Source organism: Erythrobacter sp. JK5 (assembly GCF_018205975.1).
Taxonomy (GTDB): domain Bacteria; phylum Pseudomonadota; class Alphaproteobacteria; order Sphingomonadales; family Sphingomonadaceae; genus Erythrobacter.
Map to the genome: position 1 here is coordinate 2,973,620 of NZ_CP073577.1, position 18,601 is coordinate 2,992,220.

Annotated in this window: 17 protein-coding genes; 4 read left to right on the forward strand and 13 right to left on the reverse strand. The window is 63.0% G+C overall.

Annotated features, from left to right (window positions below; all coding sequences use genetic code 11):
* Positions 1-8 precede the first annotated feature (8 nt).
* Positions 9-2,846 carry a DNA polymerase I gene (gene polA / locus KDC96_RS14525; RefSeq protein WP_212449089.1) on the reverse strand — a complete coding sequence of 946 codons (2,838 nt, stop codon included), beginning with the start codon at positions 2,844-2,846 and terminating at the stop codon, positions 9-11.
* Positions 2,847-3,121: 275 nt separating this feature from the next.
* On the opposite strand from polA, the gene KDC96_RS14530 reads away from it, so the two are divergent.
* Positions 3,122-3,403: a hypothetical protein gene (locus KDC96_RS14530; RefSeq protein ID WP_212449090.1), complete on the forward strand. Its 282-nt coding sequence runs from the start codon at positions 3,122-3,124 to the stop codon at positions 3,401-3,403.
* A 108-nt stretch (positions 3,404-3,511) separates the two neighbouring features.
* On the opposite strand, the gene KDC96_RS14535 is transcribed toward KDC96_RS14530, so the two are convergent.
* Positions 3,512-4,531 (reverse strand): serine hydrolase, encoded by a 1,020-nt coding sequence (locus tag KDC96_RS14535; RefSeq protein ID WP_212449091.1) that lies wholly within the window; start codon positions 4,529-4,531, stop codon positions 3,512-3,514.
* Positions 4,532-4,828: 297 nt separating this feature from the next.
* On the opposite strand from KDC96_RS14535, the gene KDC96_RS14540 reads away from it, so the two are divergent.
* On the forward strand, positions 4,829-7,135 hold the full coding sequence (locus tag KDC96_RS14540; RefSeq protein ID WP_212449092.1) for a DUF305 domain-containing protein: 2,307 nt from the start codon (positions 4,829-4,831) through the stop codon (positions 7,133-7,135).
* Positions 7,136-7,140: 5 nt separating this feature from the next.
* Here KDC96_RS14540 and KDC96_RS14545 read toward each other — a convergent pair whose 3' ends face one another.
* From KDC96_RS14545 to groES, 4 genes are all read right to left on the reverse strand, one after another.
* Positions 7,141-8,325 carry a hypothetical protein gene (locus KDC96_RS14545; protein ID WP_212449093.1) on the reverse strand — a complete coding sequence of 395 codons (1,185 nt, stop codon included), beginning with the start codon at positions 8,323-8,325 and terminating at the stop codon, positions 7,141-7,143.
* Positions 8,326-8,377: 52 nt separating this feature from the next.
* Entirely contained in the window at positions 8,378-8,785 is a 408-nt protein-coding gene (locus KDC96_RS14550; protein ID WP_212449094.1) for a host attachment protein, read from the reverse strand.
* Positions 8,786-8,907: 122 nt separating this feature from the next.
* Positions 8,908-10,551, reverse strand: coding sequence for a chaperonin GroEL (gene groL, locus KDC96_RS14555; protein WP_212449095.1), 1,644 nt, complete (start codon positions 10,549-10,551; stop codon positions 8,908-8,910).
* Positions 10,552-10,666: 115 nt separating this feature from the next.
* A complete protein-coding gene (gene groES, locus KDC96_RS14560; protein ID WP_212449096.1) occupies positions 10,667-10,954 on the reverse strand; it encodes a co-chaperone GroES in 288 nt (95 codons plus the stop codon).
* 234 nt (positions 10,955-11,188) lie between these two features.
* Between groES and KDC96_RS14565 the strand changes: the two genes are divergently transcribed.
* Positions 11,189-12,025: a mechanosensitive ion channel family protein gene (locus KDC96_RS14565; RefSeq protein WP_212449097.1), complete on the forward strand. Its 837-nt coding sequence runs from the start codon at positions 11,189-11,191 to the stop codon at positions 12,023-12,025.
* Here KDC96_RS14565 and KDC96_RS14570 read toward each other — a convergent pair.
* From KDC96_RS14570 to KDC96_RS14585, 4 genes are all read right to left on the reverse strand, one after another.
* Positions 12,006-13,424, reverse strand: coding sequence for an MATE family efflux transporter (locus tag KDC96_RS14570; RefSeq protein ID WP_212449098.1), 1,419 nt, complete (start codon positions 13,422-13,424; stop codon positions 12,006-12,008). The genes KDC96_RS14565 and KDC96_RS14570 overlap by 20 nt on opposite strands.
* Before the next feature lie 134 nt (positions 13,425-13,558).
* Complete coding sequence (gene rplL / locus KDC96_RS14575; protein WP_212449099.1) at positions 13,559-13,936, reverse strand: 50S ribosomal protein L7/L12; 378 nt, start codon at positions 13,934-13,936, stop codon at positions 13,559-13,561.
* Between the two features lie 81 nt (positions 13,937-14,017).
* Complete coding sequence (gene rplJ / locus KDC96_RS14580; RefSeq protein ID WP_212449100.1) at positions 14,018-14,533, reverse strand: 50S ribosomal protein L10; 516 nt, start codon at positions 14,531-14,533, stop codon at positions 14,018-14,020.
* Positions 14,534-14,859: 326 nt separating this feature from the next.
* Positions 14,860-15,579 (reverse strand): LuxR family transcriptional regulator, encoded by a 720-nt coding sequence (locus KDC96_RS14585; protein ID WP_212449101.1) that lies wholly within the window; start codon positions 15,577-15,579, stop codon positions 14,860-14,862.
* 205 nt (positions 15,580-15,784) lie between these two features.
* Here KDC96_RS14585 and KDC96_RS14590 point away from each other — a divergent pair, with 205 nt between their 5' ends.
* Entirely contained in the window at positions 15,785-16,267 is a 483-nt protein-coding gene (locus tag KDC96_RS14590) for a MarR family winged helix-turn-helix transcriptional regulator (protein ID WP_212449102.1), read from the forward strand.
* A gap of 76 nt (positions 16,268-16,343) precedes the next feature.
* On the opposite strand, the gene KDC96_RS14595 is transcribed toward KDC96_RS14590, so the two are convergent.
* The 3 genes from KDC96_RS14595 to KDC96_RS14605 form a co-directional block, all read right to left on the reverse strand.
* Positions 16,344-16,571, reverse strand: a complete 228-nt coding sequence (locus tag KDC96_RS14595) for a helix-turn-helix transcriptional regulator (RefSeq protein WP_212449103.1) — start codon at positions 16,569-16,571, stop codon at positions 16,344-16,346.
* Positions 16,571-17,098, reverse strand: coding sequence for a DUF2975 domain-containing protein (locus KDC96_RS14600; protein WP_212449104.1), 528 nt, complete (start codon positions 17,096-17,098; stop codon positions 16,571-16,573). The genes KDC96_RS14595 and KDC96_RS14600 overlap by 1 nt, the downstream gene beginning before the upstream one ends.
* A gap of 261 nt (positions 17,099-17,359) precedes the next feature.
* Positions 17,360-18,430: a 50S ribosomal protein L11 methyltransferase gene (locus KDC96_RS14605; protein ID WP_212449105.1), complete on the reverse strand. Its 1,071-nt coding sequence runs from the start codon at positions 18,428-18,430 to the stop codon at positions 17,360-17,362.
* Positions 18,431-18,601: the final 171 nt, after the last annotated feature.

Sequence of the window (18,601 nt, forward strand, 5' to 3'; positions counted from 1 at the left end):
GCCCTGATCTAGTGCGCCGCATCCCAGCTTGCGCCGGTGCCGATATCGACCGCCAGCGGCACATCGATGGTGACGGCGGGGAGTGCGGCTTCGGCCATCACCCGTTCGATCACCGGCGAGGCGGCGGCGACATCGCCTTCGGGCAGCTCGAACACCAGTTCGTCGTGCACCTGCAACAGCATCCGCACGTCGGAAAGTCCCGCATCGCGCAGCGCGGGCAGCATCCGCACCATCGCGCGCTTGATGATGTCCGCGCTGGTCCCCTGGATCGGCGCGTTGATCGCCGCGCGTTCGGAGCCCTGCCGCTCGGCCTGATTGGAGGATTTGATGCGCGGGAACCACGTCTTGCGACCGAACAACGTCTCCGAATAGCCGCGCTGCCGCACCGTCTCGAGCGTTTCGTGGATATAGCGCTGGATGCCGGGGAAACGCTGGAAATAGGTGTCGATCATGTCCTGCGCGTCGTCCGGCTCGACCTCCAGCCGACCCGCAAGCCCCCAGCGCGATATGCCGTATAGGATCGCGAAGTTGATCGTCTTGGCCTGCGCGCGGGTGTCGCGGGTGACTTCGCCGAACATCTCCTTCGCGGTGCGTGCGTGGATGTCCTCGCCGTTGGCGAACGCCTCCTTGAGCGTATCGACATCGGCCATGTGCGCGGCCAGCCGCAGCTCGATCTGCGAATAGTCGGCGGCGAGCAGGACGTTGCCCGGTTCGGCGACGAAGGCTTCGCGAATCTGCCGCCCGATCGCGGTGCGGATCGGAATGTTCTGCAGGTTGGGATCGGTTGAGGACAGGCGCCCGGTCTGCGCTCCGACCAGGCTGTAGCTGGTGTGGACGCGGCCCGTGTCGGGATTGATCTGCTGCTGAAGCGCGTCGGTATAGGTCGATTTGAGCTTTGACAGGTGCCGCCATTCGAGCACCTTGTCGGCAATCGGCTTGGCGGCTTCATCCTTCGCCAGGTTTTCGAGCACCGACTGGTCCGTCGAATATTGCCCGCTCTTGCCCTTCTTGCCGCCTTTGAAGCCCATCTTGTCGAACAGGATATCGCCCAGCTGCTTGGGCGAGCCGACCGCGAATTCCTGACCGGCGATTTCGTGGATCTCGCCTTCGAGCCGGCCGGTCTCGTTGGCGAATTCTTCCGACAGTTTCGCCAGCCGCGCACGATCGATCTTGATTCCCTCGCGCTCCATCTGCGCGACCACCGGGATCAGCGGACGGTCGACGCGTTCGTAGATGCGGGTGCCGCCTTCCTCGGCGAGGCGGGGTTTGAGGAAGCGGTAGAGTCGCCATGTGACGTCGGCGTCTTCAGCGGCATATTCGGTCGCGCGGGCGAGCGGGACTTCACCGAAAGGGATCGCCTTCTTGCCCGTCCCGCACACATCCTTGAACGCGAGCGGAGTGTGGCCGAGATGGCGTTCGGACAATTCGTCCATCCCGTGCCCGCCGCCCATGCCTTCGCCCCGACCGGCGTCGAGATCGAAGCTGATCACCATCGTGTCTTCGATCGGTGAGACCTGGATATCGTAACGCGCGAGCACGTTGAGATCGTATTTGCCGTTCTGGAAAATCTTGGTGACCGCATCGTCCTCTAACATCGGCTTGAGCGCCGCTATGGCGCCGTCGAGTGGCACCTGCTCGGGCTTTTCGTCGAACATGTCGGTCCCGCCATGCGCCAGCGGGATGTAGCATGCGTCGTTAGGGCCGAGCGCGAGGCTGACCCCGACCAGATCGGCCTGCATCGCATCGAGCGAGGAGGTTTCGGTATCGACCGCGACCAGCCGCGCGGTCGTGGCGCGGTCGACCCAGTGTTCCAGCCGCTCGAGTGTCTGGACCGTTTCGTAGGCGGTGCGATCGAGTGTCGGCATTTCCGGAAGCGGCTGGTGATTGCCCTCGGCAGTGCCCGCGTCGCCCGGCTTGTCCGCCTGATCGGGATGGAGGTTGTTGGCGCGCTCGGGGCTGCCGGCGCCCGCGCCCAACCGTTTGAGCAGAGAAGTGAAGCCGTGGGTTTCGAGGAATGCGGCGAGCGGTTCCGGCGGGACGCCGTCCAGCCTGAAATCTTCCAGCGGCTCGGGGAGGTCGCAATCCTCCTTGAGCGTGACCAGCACGCGCGACATTTCGGCATCCGCGCGCCCTTCGATCAGGCGTTCCTTGAGCTTCGATGTCTTCATCTCGGGCGCGTAGTCGAGCGCTGCGGTGAGCGAGCCGTGTTCCGAAATCAGCTTGCTCGCGGTCTTCGGACCGATCCCGTAAATTCCCGGAATATTGTCGACGCTGTCGCCCATCAGCGCGAGAACGTCGCCCACCAGTTCGGGCGCGACGCCGAATTTCTCCTCCACCTCCGGGATGTAGATGCGGGCGCTCTTCATCGTGTCGAGCATGTCGATGCGTGCGCCGTCTACTTCCCCGACAAGCTGCATCAGGTCCTTGTCCGAGGAGACGATGGTGACATTCCACCCCTGCCGCTGCGCCTCGCGGGCATAGGATGCGATCAGGTCGTCGGCCTCCAGCCCCGCTTCCTCGATGCAGGGCAGGCTGAAAGCGCGGGTCGCATCGCGGATCAGCGGAAATTGCGGTCGCAGATCTTCGGGCGGCTCGGGCCGGTTGGCCTTGTATTCGGGATAGATGTCGTTGCGAAAGCTCTTCGAATCCTTATCGAGAATTACCGCCAGATGGGTCGGATCCTCGGCATCGGTGAGGTCGGTCGCGAGCTTCCACAGCATCGTGGTGTAGCCATAGACCGCACCCACCGGCGTCCCCTCGGGATTGGTCAGCGGGGGGAGGCGATGATACGCGCGGAAGATATAGGACGACCCGTCGACCAGGTAGAGATGCTTTTGTTCGGACATGGCCGGGTGCTAGCAGCACCGCACGGCTCGCGTAAGCCGAAACGAGGCCGGATTCGCGATGGCGGCTGCTCCGCTGGGGACACTTTCTACGAACTTTCTACGGTGGAAAAAGGCAAGAAAAAGGCAAAAATATGGCCATTTCGCCTCATTTCGCTTGCATTGCCTTATTCTGGCCCTTATTTGGGGCGGCAGAGTCGGGGGTCAGAAACTCGGCTTCGGCGCCTCCCCGATCAGGGGACGCGCGTAACCCACTCGCTGTTTAAGGAATTGATATTATGCGTAAGATCGTTCTCGCCGCCGCCATCGCCACCTCGGCTCTGGGCCTCGCTGCTTGCGAACAGACCGCCGACGAAGCCGGCGAAACCGTCGACGCCATGGCTGCCGACGCCGAAGCCAATGCTGACGCTGCCGGCGCTGCCGTCGAAGGCGCTGCGGACGCCACCGGTGAAGCCGTCGAAGGCGCTGCTGACGCGACTGCCGAAGCTGCCGACAACGCTGCGACCGAAGCCGAAGCCGCGATGACCGGCCAGACCGAAGAGGCAGCCGCCAACGACTAAGTCGGGCGCTGCTGTCGCTCCTGCAAACCGGGAGCGACGGTCAACGAAAAGAGGGCGGTGCCGTGAGGCGCCGCCCTTTTTTCTTGTGGCAATTTAAATCGAAAAGGATCAGCCGCCGGTGCGCTGCCCGTTGGTCCACACTCGGCGATTGCGGGCCTTGGCGGCAAACCCATCGTAGAGCGCACGTGCGATTGCGGCGATCCGCTCCTCGCGCGCGCTGCGCGACCCCTGTCCGGTCACGTAGATCGCCACTGCGATCGCGCGGCCATCGGGGGATTCGATGATGCCGATATCGCTCGAAGTGTTGTTGAGCGAACCGGTCTTGTGGCTGACCCGGGCGGCGCTCGGCATGTTGGCCACGATCCGGCGCTTGCCGGTCACCGTGCGGCTCATCGCGCCGAGCAGGACGCGGCGGCTCTGGTCCGAAAGGAAGTCGCCGCGATAAAGGCCTTGCAGCAGCCGCACCATCGCTTTGGGCGTGGCGGAATCGCGCGGGTCGATCCAGCTTGCCGGATCGTACTCGCCATCATCGCGCACCAGCGTGGCGATGTCGCGGTCGATCGAAAAGTCGTTGATACCCTGCCGCCGCATCCACGCATTGACCTTGTCCGGACCGCCGACTGCCGCGAGCAGCGCATCGGTGGCCGGGTTGCTGGAGCGGGTAATCATGATCTCGATCAGGTCGATCGCCTGCATGTACTTGCCTTCGCGCACCGGTGCGGCGGCGGACGAATACTTGGCCGATCGGACCGGGATCAGCAGCGGAAATTCGCTGGTCAGCGAATAGCGGCCCTGTTCGACCATTTCGAGATAGGTCGCGGCCACCGCGATCTTGCTGGTCGAAGCCATCGGGAACAGCTGGTCACCCAGCACCATGATCATCTCGCCGCTCGACAGATCCATCGCAGCGACGCCGATCCGGCCCTGATTGCCATCGGCGAGCTCGGCGATGCGTTGCTCGAACCCGCTTTCGTAGACCGCTTCGTAGGTCTGCGGGTTGCGCAGCTCGGTTCCGAGTGCGCTGTCGAAGCTGGCTTCGAGGTCGTTCGTCTGCGCAACGGCAGGAGCGGCAGCGAGCGCAAGGCCGGAGAGAACAGCGAAACAGGTAGAAAACCGAAGAAGTGCCATCGACAAAAAATACTCCGTCAGGGTTACTGGCGACTTAACGGCACCATTGTACCGGTCGGCGATTCGCTGCGGCAAGCGCTCGATTCGGCGCGTGCGATGAACGGTGCGTCGCGCGCGACCGGATTCGCGAATCGTGGCCCGGTCCGCTGGCTCCGAGCAATCTTCTATCTCAAAACGACGAACGGCTGCGCGATCCTGTTGCAAACGTGCAAGGATGGTGCGGGGTTATGAAATCGGTCTTGACTGCGCGACCCGGCGCTGCACTTTGGCAGTCAATTCACCACAAACAGGACCCCCATGACCCCCACATCTTCCCCGCTGCGCGGTTCGCGCGCGCTCTTCACCGCCATGCTGCTCGGCAGTTCGACCTTCGCTTTCGCCCAGTCGGCGCCGCAGATCATCCAGCCCGGCGCGCCAGGACAGGACAGCCGCGTGCTGACCGCCGACGAAGCGACCCAGCTTGCCAGCGCCAAATACACCGATGCCGACGTCAGGTTCATGCAGCACATGATCGTGCACCACCAGCAGGCGCTCGACATGGCGCAGCTGGTCAAGGATCGCACCAACACCGAGGAAATCGTCGCCATCGCGGGCCGGATCGAAGCCAGCCAGGAGGACGAAATGGCCTTCATGCGCGAGTGGCTGAGCGCGCGCGGCGAACCGGTCGAAATGCCCGGAATGGCCGAACACGCGGTGCACCTGCACCACATGATGGCGGGCATGGCCTCGCCCGAACAGTTGGCGGCGCTGGCGGCGGCGCAGGGAACCGAATTCGACCGCCAGTTCCTGACCCTGATGATCGCCCATCACGAAGGCGCGGTCGACATGGTCGAGAAACTGCTGGAGCAGCCGGGCAGCGCGGCCGACCCGGTGCTGTTCCGCTTCGTCGGCGACGTCGAGAACGACCAGAAGGCCGAGATCGACAAGATGGACCTGGTGCTCGCCGGGCTGTCGCCCGATCCGCGCGCCACGCTTGCCGCGGGGTTCGACGGTGCTGGCGAGGCGATCCTCAACCTGCGCAAGGTGGTGAGCCTGTCCAAGCCCGCCGGGTTTTTCGATCCCGAAAACCCGGCCGACCTGCGTCCGGCGGTGCCGCCGCGTGAGGATGACGAGAGCGACGAGGAGACAAGCGAAACCGCCGCGGCGGCCGAAAATGCCTCAGCCGCCGTCACCGAGGCAGCAGACCCGGATGCCGAAGACCCGACCGAGCGCGACGGGAATGGCGAAAGCCTCACCCAATTTGCCGAGCGCACCCCGCTGCTCGACTTTGCGAACACCGACATGGCGTTCTTCAACGACATCATGATCGCGGGCAATTATCACGGCTTCAACATCTACAGGCTCGGCGCGGACGGTGTGCCCAGCCTGATGAGTTCGGTCGTATGCCCCGGTGGGCAGGGCGACGTATCGGTGGTCGGCGATCTGCTGGTGATGAGCGTCGAGCAGACGCGCGGCCGGATCGATTGCGGGTTGCAGGGTGTCGAGGCCGACGTCAGCACTGAACGCTTCCGTGGCCTTCGCATCTTCGACATCTCCGATCTGACCCGTCCGCGCCAGGTCGGCGGGGTGCAGACCTGCCGGGGGAGCCACACGCACTCGATCGTGAGCGCCGACGACGAGCGGATCATCGTCTACAATTCCGGCACCTCGCGCATCCGCGAACAGGAAGAGCTCGCCCGCTGCGTCGACAATCCGTCCGACACCCGCACCGCGCTGTTCAGCATCGATGTGATCGAAATTCCCGTCGCGGACCCGGCCAAGGCGCGGATCGTGAAAAGTCCGCGGGTCTTCGCCGATTACGAGACCGGCGAGATCGCGGGGCTTTGGACCGGCGGCGACAGCGGCGATGGAACGCAGCGCACCGCACCGACCGACCAGTGCCACGACATCACCGTGTTCCCGTCGAAGAACCTCGCCGCCGGCGCATGCTCGGGCAACGGCATCCTGTTCGACATCACCGACCCGCTCAATCCCAAACGGATCGACGCGGTGTTCGACAAGGGTTTCGCCTACTGGCACTCGGCCACGTTCAACAATGACGGAACCAAGGTGATCTTCACCGACGAGTGGGGCGGGGGCGGGCGACCGCGTTGCCGCGCGTCGGACCCGATGACCTGGGGCGCCAACGCGATCTACGACATCGTCGAGGGCAAGCTCGAATTCCAGGCGCATTACAAGATGCCCGGGCCGCAGAGCGACAAGGAGAATTGCGTCGCGCATAACGGCTCGATCATTCCGGTGCCGGGCCGCGACCTGTTCGTGCAGTCGTGGTACCAGGGCGGGATCAGCGTGATGGATTTCACCGACAGCGCGAACCCGAAAGAGATCGCCTATTTCGATCGCGGCGCGATCAGCGAAGACCAGCTGGTGGTCGGCGGCTACTGGTCGTCCTACTGGTACAACGGCCGGATCTACGCGACCGAGATCACGCGCGGGATCGACGTGTTCGCGCTGGAACCGAGCGATCACCTGACCCCCGCCGAGATCGCTGCGGCGGAGGCGGCTTCGTATGCGGATACGCGTTTCAATCCGCAGACGCAGACCCAGGTGACGTGGGACGCAGCGGCAATCGAAGCTGTCGAGGCGAGCCGCAAGGGCGGCTGAACCCGTCAGGCGACCGGCGGGACTGGCGACGTCCGGTCCCGTCGCCGGTGCTGCGCGCGCGCTGTGTGCGACAGGGCAGCATGCAGATCGCCCAGACCGAAATTGCGAACCCGCTCCAGCAGGTCCGCCCCGGCGGCGTCGTGCTTCGCGCGCGCATCGCTGGCGAAGGTCTGGCCCGGTGCTTTTGCATGGCGCTCCGCCACATCGGCCAGGCGCCGCGCCTCCTCCTGCGTCGGTTCGATGCCGCACTCCGGCAGGAAGGTATCGCAAACGGCAGCAGGTAGGTCCGCATAGTCGCACAGTTGTACGCCGTGCCGCTCGGCCGCATCGAGCCCGCGGCGCGCGATTTCGGTAATCACCATCGCTGCGAAATCGGTCGGATCGACCGAGGATGAATCGGGCAGACCGTAGGTTTCGAGCGGCAGCACCCCCTTGGCCGCATGCATGCCCGGTACGCGTCCCAGGGAAACCAGCACTTCGACCGGGTCGCGGAACAGGAACACCGCCCGGGCCAGCGGGAACAGCGCGATCACCCGGTCGAGCGAAAGGGTGTGCCAGGCATCGAGCTTGATCGCACGCAGGCGCGCGCGCTCGCCAACATCGGGGGCCAGCGCCGCTGCCATGCCGCGGACGATCCGGGCATCGACTTCGCCGGCCAGATAGAGGCGCAGCGCCTGATCGAACGGGGGCGGCTCGGACAGCACGGTGACCCTGTCGAGCGCCGCGAGCATCTGTGCGACCAGTGTCGATCCGCAGCGCGACATGTGGAAGACCAGCAGGTCCGGCTGGTCGGTTTCAGCGAACTTTGCCACGGCCTCGACCGGGGTCGCGCAGCGCAGCAGCCGGTTGAGCGGATGGGCCCGCGCACGCATCGCGTCGTCTTCGAAGAACGGGCTGGCGAGCGGCTGGAACAGGAAGTGCACCCACTCGACATGCCAGCCATCGTGCTCTTCAAACAGCCGCAGCGGGAGCCATCCGCGCGGCGGAGCGTCGATCGAGCGCCATTCCCGCGAGCCGGTGCCGGGCATCGTCCGACCGGACAGGACCTGCAGCCAGGCCGCTTCGGTCGCGCCGAGTTGCGCCAGTTCGCGCGCCAGCGATGCCGGGTCGGTGATCGCCACCAGACTGCGCATTAGCGCGGTATCGCCGATGATCCTTTCGATCGCTGTCGCGACCCCGCTTGCGCTCACCGCAGCCGGTCCGGGCAAACCGCCGTCGCATGACGGCGACCGGGCGAACCGATCATGACGCGGCGATGATCCTCTCGATTTCGTCGCTGGTCTGACCGGTCAGGGTCTTGTCCAGCTCGCCGACGAGCCGGCTCTTGAGTTCGGAGTGGTAGTGCTGGCGCATCTCGCCCAGCGTCTTCGGGTCGGCGATGACGAGCACGTCGTGGAGGTCGTTCGCGATCGCCTTGGCATTCAGCCATTCGGCCGCAGCGGCTGCATGGCCGAGTTCTTTCAGATCGGTCCGGCCGTGGCGCTGGCCGATATCGTCCTGGTGCTTCACGCCAGCGCTGAAGTTGGTGACGTCGAGCTGCGGGCTGTTTTCCTTGCGCAGCCTGGGCTCGAGCGGCGGGCCCTCGTTGCGGAACAGCAGAAAGGTTTTGCCATCGACCACGGCGACGTGGGAATTCTTCGGTAGTCTCATGGAACGTGTCTCCTCCTTCAGCCCAACGCGCGAAGGGGCGGATTGTTGCATTCCGGCCATAGAAAAAGCCCCGCCGGATCGCTCCGACGGGGCCTTTTGCATGCTTTCGCAATGTGGCGGACCTAGAAGCCCATGCCGCCGCCCATGCCGCCCATGTCGGGCATGGCCGGAGCGGACGACTTGTCTTCCGGAGCGTCGACAATCGCCGCTTCGGTGGTGATCAGCAGACCGGCAACCGAAGCCGCATCCTGCAGCGCGGTGCGCACGACCTTGGTCGGGTCGATCACGCCGGCCTTGGCGAGGTCTTCGTAGACGTCGGTCGCGGCGTTGAAGCCCATGCTTTCGTCCTTGCCGTCGATCAGCTTGCCCGCGACGACCGCGCCGTCGAAGCCCGCGTTCTCGGCGATCTGACGCACCGGAGCCTGCAGCGCGCGGCGCACGATGTCGATGCCGCGGGTCTGGTCGTCGTTGGCCCCTTCGAGCCCTTCAAGCGCCTTGGTGGCGTAGAGCAGAGCGGTACCGCCGCCCGGGACGATGCCTTCCTCGACCGCTGCGCGGGTCGCGTGCAGCGCATCGTCGACGCGGTCCTTGCGCTCCTTCACCTCGACTTCGGTTGCACCGCCGACCTTGATCACGGCGACGCCGCCAGCGAGCTTGGCGAGACGCTCCTGCAGCTTCTCGCGGTCGTAATCGCTGGTGGTGTTTTCCATCTGGGTGCGGATCTCACCGACGCGCGCCTTGATGTCGTCGGCCGAGCCGGCGCCATCGACGATGGTGGTGTTGTCCTTGTCGATGGTGACGCGCTTGGCTTCGCCGAGCATGCCGAGCGTGACGTTCTCGAGCTTGATGCCGAGATCTTCGCTGACCATTTCACCCTTGGTGAGGATCGCGATGTCCTGCAGCATCGCCTTGCGACGATCGCCGAAGCCAGGGGCCTTGACGGCCGCGACCTTGAGGCCGCCCCGCAGCTTGTTGACCACGAGGGTCGCGAGCGCTTCGCCTTCGATATCCTCGGCGATGATCAGCAGCGGACGACCGCTCTGCACAGCCGCTTCGAGGATCGGCAGCATCGACTGCAGGTTCGACAGCTTCTTTTCGTGGATCAGGATGTACGGGTTGTCGAGTTCGACCGTCATCTTGTCCGGGTTGGTGATGAAGTAGGGCGAGAGATAGCCACGGTCGAATTGCATGCCTTCGACCACGTCGAGCTCGAATTCGAGGCCCTTGGCTTCCTCGACGGTGATGACGCCTTCCTTGCCGACCTTTTCCATCGCCTCGGCGATCTTCTCGCCGACTTCCTTGTCGCCGTTGGCCGAGATGATGCCGACCTGGGCGATCTCTTCCGATCCGGCGACTTCCTTCGAACGGCCCTTGAGGTTCTCGACCACCTTATCGACCGCGAGGTCGATGCCGCGCTTGAGGTCCATCGGGTTCATGCCTGCGGCGACCGACTTCATGCCTTCGCGCACGATCGACTGGCCGAGTACGGTGGCGGTGGTGGTGCCGTCACCCGCGATGTCGTTGGTCTTCGATGCCACTTCCTTGAGCATCTGTGCGCCCATGTTCTCGAACTTGTCCTTGAGCTCGATTTCCTTGGCGACGGTGACGCCGTCCTTGGTGATGCGCGGTGCGCCGAAGCTCTTGTCGATGACGACGTTGCGGCCTTTCGGGCCGAGCGTCACCTTGACGGCGTTTGCGAGCGTGTCGACGCCCCTGAGGATGCCTTCACGCGCGTCGCGCGAGAATTTCACGTCCTTGGCAGCCATTGGATTTTCCTTTCAAATCTGTGTGATCCCCCGCGCCGAAAACCGGTTTGTGAGCGGGGGCCTTGTCCTGAATGAGAAGTCGTTCCCGCCTGCGCGGAAACGCGCGACCCGGTGATCAGGCGATCACTCCCATGATGTCGCTTTCCTTCATGATCAGCAGGTCTTCGCCGTCGATCTTGACTTCGGTGCCCGACCACTTGCCGAACAGCACGCGGTCGCCGGCCTTGACGTCGAGCGGGATGCGGTCGCCATCGTCGTCGCGCGTGCCTTCACCCACGGCGACGATCTCGCCTTCGCTGGGCTTTTCCTGAGCGCTGTCGGGAATGATGATGCCGCCAGCGGTTTTCTGGTCGGCTTCGATGCGACGGACCACGACGCGGTCGTGCAGAGGACGAAATGCCATATTGTATGACCTTTCTACTTTGGTTGATGTGTCTCTTGGCACTCTCCCCTCGAGAGTGCCAGCGAGGGGCATGTGGTTTCGGGAACCGGATGAGTCAAGCGACCGCCAGCTAAATTTTTTCAGGCCGGCGGAGATTGCGGCTTCGTTCAACAGGTCTATTGGAACCTCCGGGGTCGTTTCCCATTTGATGGGTAAGCCCTCGTCATAAAATTGCGCGGTACAGGAATTTTCCAAATGAAGATCGGCACTGATATTTCAGCCCTCAACATGACCGAAACGGCGCTGGTGTGGCTGCGCCTGAACTTCATGGACATCATCGGCGGTTTCGCGGTCCTCTTCATCGGGCTGTTCCTCGCCAGCGTGATTTCACGGGCCGTTTCGCGCGCGCTCAATTCGGGAGATCGCTTCGAACCGACCGTGGCGCGGTTTCTGTCGAACGTAGTGAAATATGCGCTGTGGGTGGTGGTGCTGGTCACCGTGCTCACCCAGTTCGGGGTCGAAACCACCAGTATCCTCGCGGCGCTGAGCGGCGTTGCGCTGGCGATCGGCCTGGCGCTGCAGGGAACGCTCAGCAATGTTGCGGCGGGCGTGATGATCCTGCTGCAAAAGCCGTTCAGGGTCGGCGAAGCGATCAATGTCGGCAACATCACCGCGACGGTCCAGAATATCGGCCTGTTCACCACCGAGCTCAAGCAGTTCGACGGGCTGTTCGTGATGATCCCCAACGCCGAATTGTGGAACAAGCCGATCGTCAATTTCCATCGCCATCCGACCCGCCGGTTCGAACTGGTGGTCGGCATCGCCTACAGCGACAGCATGGAGGAGGCGCGCACCCAATTGCTCGGCCTCGCGCACGCCGATGAGCGGGTGCTCAAGGATCCCGAGCCGGTTGCTTTCGTCAACACGCTGGGAGACAGCTCGGTCGGGATCGGCCTTCGGGTGTGGTGCAGCATCGACGATTACATCGGCCTGACCTGGGACCTGACCGAAGCGGCGAAAGCCAGGTTCGACGAGGTCGGGCTTACGATCCCGTTCCCGCAGCGCGAAGTGCTTACCCGACAGGCGGCGTAACGCGTGCGCCGACCGGGCGCAGCGTCAGGCCCAGCCGCTCGCGCGCCATCCAGCGGCGCGTCAGCAGCACGGCCGCCGAAGCGAGCCCGGTCGCCAGGCCGATCCATACGCCGGTCCCTTCGAGCCCGGTAAAGAAACCGAGGCCGATCGCGAGGCCAAAACCGGGCACCCAGTAGCTGAAGATCGCGATCCACATCGGCACGCGCGTATCCTGCAATCCGCGCAGCGCGCCCGCGGCAACCGCCTGCACCCCGTCGACCAGCTGGAACATCGCCGCAAGCACGAGGTATTGCAGCGCGAAGCCGACCAGCGCGGCATTCTGGGGGTCGCTCACATCGACATAGATGCGCAATAGCAATTCCGGCGCGAGCACCATCGCCGATGCGGTCATGGACATGAACCCCGCGCCGAGCGCGAGCGCGACCCAGCCCGCGCGCTGGATCCCCACCGGGTCGCGCGCACCGTAATAATAGCCGACCCTGATGGTGACCGCCTGCCCGACTCCGAACGGCACCTGAAACGCCAGCGCCGCGAGCTGCAGCGCGACGATGTGCCCGGCCAGTTCGGACGCACCGAACCGCCCCATCAGGAATGCCGCCGCGCCGAAGATTCCCGCCTCTGCCGTCACTGTCAGCGCGATCGGGGCGCCGATCCGCACGATCAGCCAGAAGCGCTGCCAGTCGGGCCGCCAGAAGCGGTAGAAGATGCGGAATCGCGCCAGTGCCGGATCGGCAAGGATCGCCGCGACATAGGCCGCGAGGGTGAACAGCGCGGTGATGATCGTCGCCACCGCAGCGCCGGTCAGGCCCAGCGCGGGCGCGCCGAGATTGCCGAAGATGAAAGCATAGTTGGCGAGCGCGTTTACCCCGATCCCGAGCCCGGTGATCGCGGTCGCGAAGATCGGTCGGCCGAGCGCGGACACATAGTTGCGCAGCACCGCCGCGAGCACCATCGGCACCATCGAGTAGACGATCACCAGATTGTACTCGTTCGCCAGCGCGATGATCGACGGCTGCTGTCCCGTCATCCGCATCACCGGGTCGAGCAGCAGGCACACGCCCATGCCCGCGATGCCGCTGATCACCGCGAGCCACAAGGCCATGCGGGTCGCACGGCGAACCGGCCGGAGCGAGGGCGATCGGGCACCGATCGCTTCGGCGATGAGCGGCGCGACCGCACCGGTCAGCCCGGTCAGTGCCCACAAGACCAACCCGAACAGCGAAACCGCCAGCGCCGATGCCGCGAGCGGTTCTTCGCCCAGCCGCGCGATGAACATCACGTCGATCGCGTAGGTCAGCATCTGCAGCAGGTTGGCGAGCGCCAGCGGCCAGGCGAGCCCGAGGGTCGCGCGGGTTTCCTCGCCCCAGCCCGGCGTATCGTGATCGTGCGTGTCGCGCATAAAGCCGGCCCGGATACGCGCGCGGCCGAGTCGGGCAAAGCGAAAACGCCGCGCACAATACAAAAGGGCGGCGCCATCGCTGGCACCGCCCTTCGTCTGATCGGTCGGAACCGATCGAAGCGTAAGCGAAAGGCTTACTTGAGTTCGACGGTCCCGCCGGCTGCTTCGATCTTGCCCTTGATCTCTTCGGCTTCGGCCTTGTTGACGCCTTCCTTGAGCGGCTTGGGCGCGCCTTCGACGAGACCCTTGGCTTCGGTGAGGCCCAGGCCGGTGATGGCGCGGACTTCCTTGATGACCTGGATCTTCTTGCCGCCGTCGCCGGTGAGGATGACGTCGAATTCGTCCTTCTCTTCAGCCGGTGCGCCGGCGTCGCCGCCGCCAGCCGGACCAGCAACTGCAACTGCAGCAGCAGCCGAAACGCCCCACTCTTCTTCGAGGGCCTTGGCCAGTTCGGCCGCCTCGAGGACGGTCAGCTTCGACAGTTCTTCAACAAGCTTGGCAATATCAGCCATGATGTATCACTCCAAAATGTTCGGGGCGGCCTTTCGAGGTCACACCCCAGATATGTTTCGTCTCTTCGCGAGAAACGTCTCTTACGCAGCTTCGCTGGCGCCATAGGCACCGAACACGCGGGCCAGCTTGGCAGCCGGGGCGTTGACGACCTGGGCAACCTTGGTTGCCGGGGCGTTGACGAGACCCACGATCTTGCCGCGCAGTTCGTCGAGGCTGGGCATCGAGGCAAGTGACCTCACGCCAGCTTCGTCGAGCACCTGCGTGCCCATCGATCCACCGACGATTTCCAGCTTGTCGTTCGACTTGGCGAAATCGACAGCGGCCTTGGCAGCCGCGACCGGGTCGGAAGACCAGGCCAGCGCGGTCGGGCCGTTGAGGAATTCCTCGAGCCCGACGTAATCGGTATCTTTCAGGGCGAGCTTGGCGAGACGGTTCTTCGCAACCTTGTAGGATGCACCAGCATCGCGCATCTTCGTGCGCAGATCGGTGGACTGATCCACCGTCAGGCCGAGGTTGCGGGTCACGACGACCACGCCAACCTCTTTGAAGACGTCGTTGAGCTGGGCAACCGCTTCGGCTTTTTGCGAACGATCCATGCCTTACTCCTTCACTATGGCCGCGTGACATATGCCGCACGACCGGCTCACATTTTGCCCTGCCGCTAACCGACAAGGCAAAGTCCAACGATGGGGAAGGAGGGTGAGCTACAACGGCTCGAATGCGACGCCCTTACATGGGGCCGCGAAAATCTCTTTTCCCCGCCTAGGCTGCAAATTAAGAGCGGCCAATTCCGCTCAGCAACTGTCTCGGACGGATGACTGATTTCCAATTGGGTTTCTCAGTCGAGCGCGCGCTTAGCGGATTTGCTGCAGGAGTCAACTTCGGCGTCATCTGCCCCGAGTATCCGGACCGGGGCCAATTCTCATTGACCCAGTCTCAACAACCCATGCCTCAAGGCGATTGTGACCGCTTCAATCTTGTTGTGCGCGCCCAGTTTTGCGTAGACCCGCCTCATGTAGGTGTCGACAGTGGCATTCGACAGTCCGACGATGGTGGCAATATCCGCGACCGACTTTGCGGATGCCGCCCATCGCAACACCTCAAGCTCTCTGGGCGAGAGATCCACTTGACGCATGAATCTGTCGCGAACGATGGTGCAAATCCGCACATGAGCGATTTGTCCAATTCCCATAAGGGTTTGCAGCAGTTGCTCGTCGCTCGCTTCGATGCGCCGCCCAATATCAAAAGTCGAATAGCTCTCTCGGCCGTTAGGTCCGAACAGGGGAACGGAAAAGCCATCGAGCATACCTAGCTCGCCCGCCAGCTTCACGAATTGCCTTTGCTTTTCGTTGAGTTCGGTATCGGCCAGAATTCTTCTCCACGTTCTCGGCCTTCCGGACTGCATGACTGCGTCTGGTATTGGATCATGTTTGCGAAACGCCGGGTCGTCGTACAACTTGATGAGCTCTTCGCTGAAGCCGTAGTAGAAGATCCGGGTCTCTGGGTGGACCTGGGAGTAGAACGCGGGAGACATGTGGTAACTTGCCCTTATGACACCGAGATTTTGCACCTCGCTAACCCAGCGCTCTCCGATCTCTTCAAGCACATTCAGGTTCTCGATATCCCTGATGAATGCAAACACCGTTCAACCCCCGATGCTCAGTCTACCGTCGAAATCCCTTGCCCTTCTGGCTGGCGATCCTTCCCACTACGTACATTTGCGTAAAGGATCTAAGGGGCAGAGTGTAGCGTAGTTCCGTGTCTGGAAATCGGCCAAATTTGACCTGATTTTATTGTGATCAAGAAGCAGACGCAATTGCGATCTGCCTAACAGGGATCGCAAATCAATGCACAGACTCACTTACGAAGATCTGTTGTTTCTTCGACAAGGAATCGATTCGCTACTCGCCGAGCATGGAGGCGACGATGACGCTCAGTCCGAAGGAGGCGAGGATGGTGAACCAATAGATAGATCGCCAACCTTTCCCAGCGTCCGGACTATAAAGTCGACGATTCGGCGTCGGAAGCTTCGCAGCAAGTTCTTCGATGAGAAACTGTTCTTTGATCCTTGCTGGGAAATGCTGCTCGATCTCGCGCTTGTTGAGGCGGAGGGTAGGCGTGTTGCGATTACATCACTCTGTATCGCTTCGGGGGTCCCTCAAGTCACAGCCCTGCGACACCTCAACATTCTTGCAGAGGCTGGGTTAGTTGAACGGCAGCCGGATCCTATCGACAAGCGCAGAGTGTTCGTTGCACTTACTCCGAATGCCTCGAAAGCATTGGCGCAGTACTTCCAGATGGCGAATCAACCCCTTCCTCTTGCCGCCTGATGTAGAAGTGGCGAGCCAACTGGGGCTTTAGTCCCTGCAGGCTCAGCCACTTCTCTCTATTGCTCTATTTCAGCGGTCAGACCGTTTCATAGCTTAACAAGTCCCCCGGCTGGCACTCGAGTTCGCGGCAGATCGCGGCGAGGGTGGAGAAGCGGATCGCCTTGGCCTTGCCGGTCTTGAGGATCGAAAGGTTGGCGAGGGTGAGGCCAACCCGCTCGGCGAGTTCGGTCAGCGTCATGCGGCGTTCGTGCAGCAGGTCATCGAGTTTGACCATGATCGTGGCTCCTTCGTCGTCGGCTGGCATCACACGGTCCCTTCGAGGTCTTCGCGCAGGGCGGTTCCGTGGCGAAATACGCGGGCGAGCACGAACAGGGTGAGGACAAGGACGATACCGCCCACATCGAATCCGGCATCGATCGTTCCGGGTTGCTCCCCCGCCAGCTTGGCTATGTAGAGGCCAAGGCCGGCGACCGGCAGGGCGATCAGATTCAGCGCCAGCATCAGCCACGCCATTCGTGTCAGGCGATCTGCGTTCTCTGGCACGAAGGGATCGCCTTCACCCACGCTCTGAACGATTCGAAGCATGTTCCTGAAGAACATGAAAGCCAGATAGAGCAGCCCGGCAACTCCGGTCAGCAACAGTGCGATGAGCCAGTATGCGTACCGGGGCAGCTCCGCAGCCTCGATATTGGCCCCCAGGTCCGCGCCGAAGATCAGAGTGGCAGGTATTCCCAGCACGACAAAGAAACCTGCGAATGCGAGGATGCCGAGCATGAAGTAGATGACTCCTTTTGCCGCAAGCAGCAGCGGGTCGTTGGGTGTGTCTTGCATTTTGGACGCTCCCTATGCGTTGGATCGGGATCAGGCGACGATCGGTGCGAAGGCATGCGCCGGGGGAACGGCGACGATCGCGCCGATCGAAGCGAAAGCGAGAAGCACGGCCGCGCAGGCCGCCAGCGAGTGGTTGAGAAATCTGGACATATCGAACTCCTATATACGCCTTATTGAAAAACAATAAGGACGGTCTAAGAGCGATTCGATTTATTGTCAATCAATAATATTGAAAAACGATATAGGCGTTATCGTTTGGCACTATTCCGCCGCGCCGTGCTCCAGCGCTTCGCACCAGCATTCCAGCACGTTCTGGCGGTACCAGCCGCCAATCCTGAACCGATCGCCGGGCTTTGTTTCGCAGGGTTCGCTTGCGATCGTGTTGATCCACCAGTGGTGGGCGTGATTGGCCGCAGGGGCATTTTCGTATCGAATGCCCTCGCCGAACGTGAATTCGATCCACTGCGCCATCCCGCTGACCCGCCCGCCGGTGCTCCGGATTTCCAGTTCGTTCATCCCGCTCATGGCGAGCGGCGATGTCATGTCGAAATCGAACGCGAACAGGGTCGCCGGGTCACTGGCAAGCTTCAGGTTCGGATCGCGCGACGGAACCGCTTCGAGGTTCTGGAAATGCGGGGAGAAGAGCGAAACGTCGAACCCCTCGATCGTATCGGGCGCACCGACCAGTGCCGGGAACTGCGCCAGCGCCACCTTGATGCTTGCCCGGTTGGGAAGGAATGTTGCGTCCGGCGTGGCCAGGCAACGCCGCGCGTGGGCCAGCGATCGCAGGACATCCTCGTACAGAAGGTCGGTCGAAAACAGTTCGGAGACGATCAGGTCGGCCCCGCCATCGAGGTCCGTCTCCCGGTCAAGCTTGGTGGAATGCCGATCGAACACGGTGATCCTGTCCGCCAGGCCATTGGCCGCGATCACCGATTTCGCGCGATCGGCCAGCATCCGGTTTGCCTCGCAGGCGATCACCCGCTTCGCGCCGGCCCGCGCGGCCATCATCGCAAGCAGCCCTGAACCCGTACCGATATCGAGGACGGTCTTGCCGGGGGCGTGGATCTGCAGGGCCCGGTGGTAAGCGGAGTTGCGGTCGGCATCGTGCAGCATCTCCAGATGGAAGCCCGGCACCTTGTGCTGCAATATCCGCGCGCCAAGAGCCCGCCAGAGCGGTGCGCCCTCGTTGTGAGCCAGGACCCGATCCACCAGCGCAATCGCCATGCCGCCTGCCTTGCTCGCGGCAAGCGCCTCGCCCATTTCCAGGAAATCGTTCGGATTGTTGAGCGGATCGCGCCGCTGCACTTTGGGGGACTTGCCATTGTTCACCCGTTCAACCGAATGACCGGACGATTGCAAGGTCTATCGCCCGCCGCGCTCGCCAGTCACGGCCTCCGAAAGGTCTTTCGATCGGGTGGGTCCAAGGTGATTGACTCGGGTGAAACGCATTCCTACATGGCTGTCACACGCCAGCTACGAGACAGGCCGATTCATGCGCGG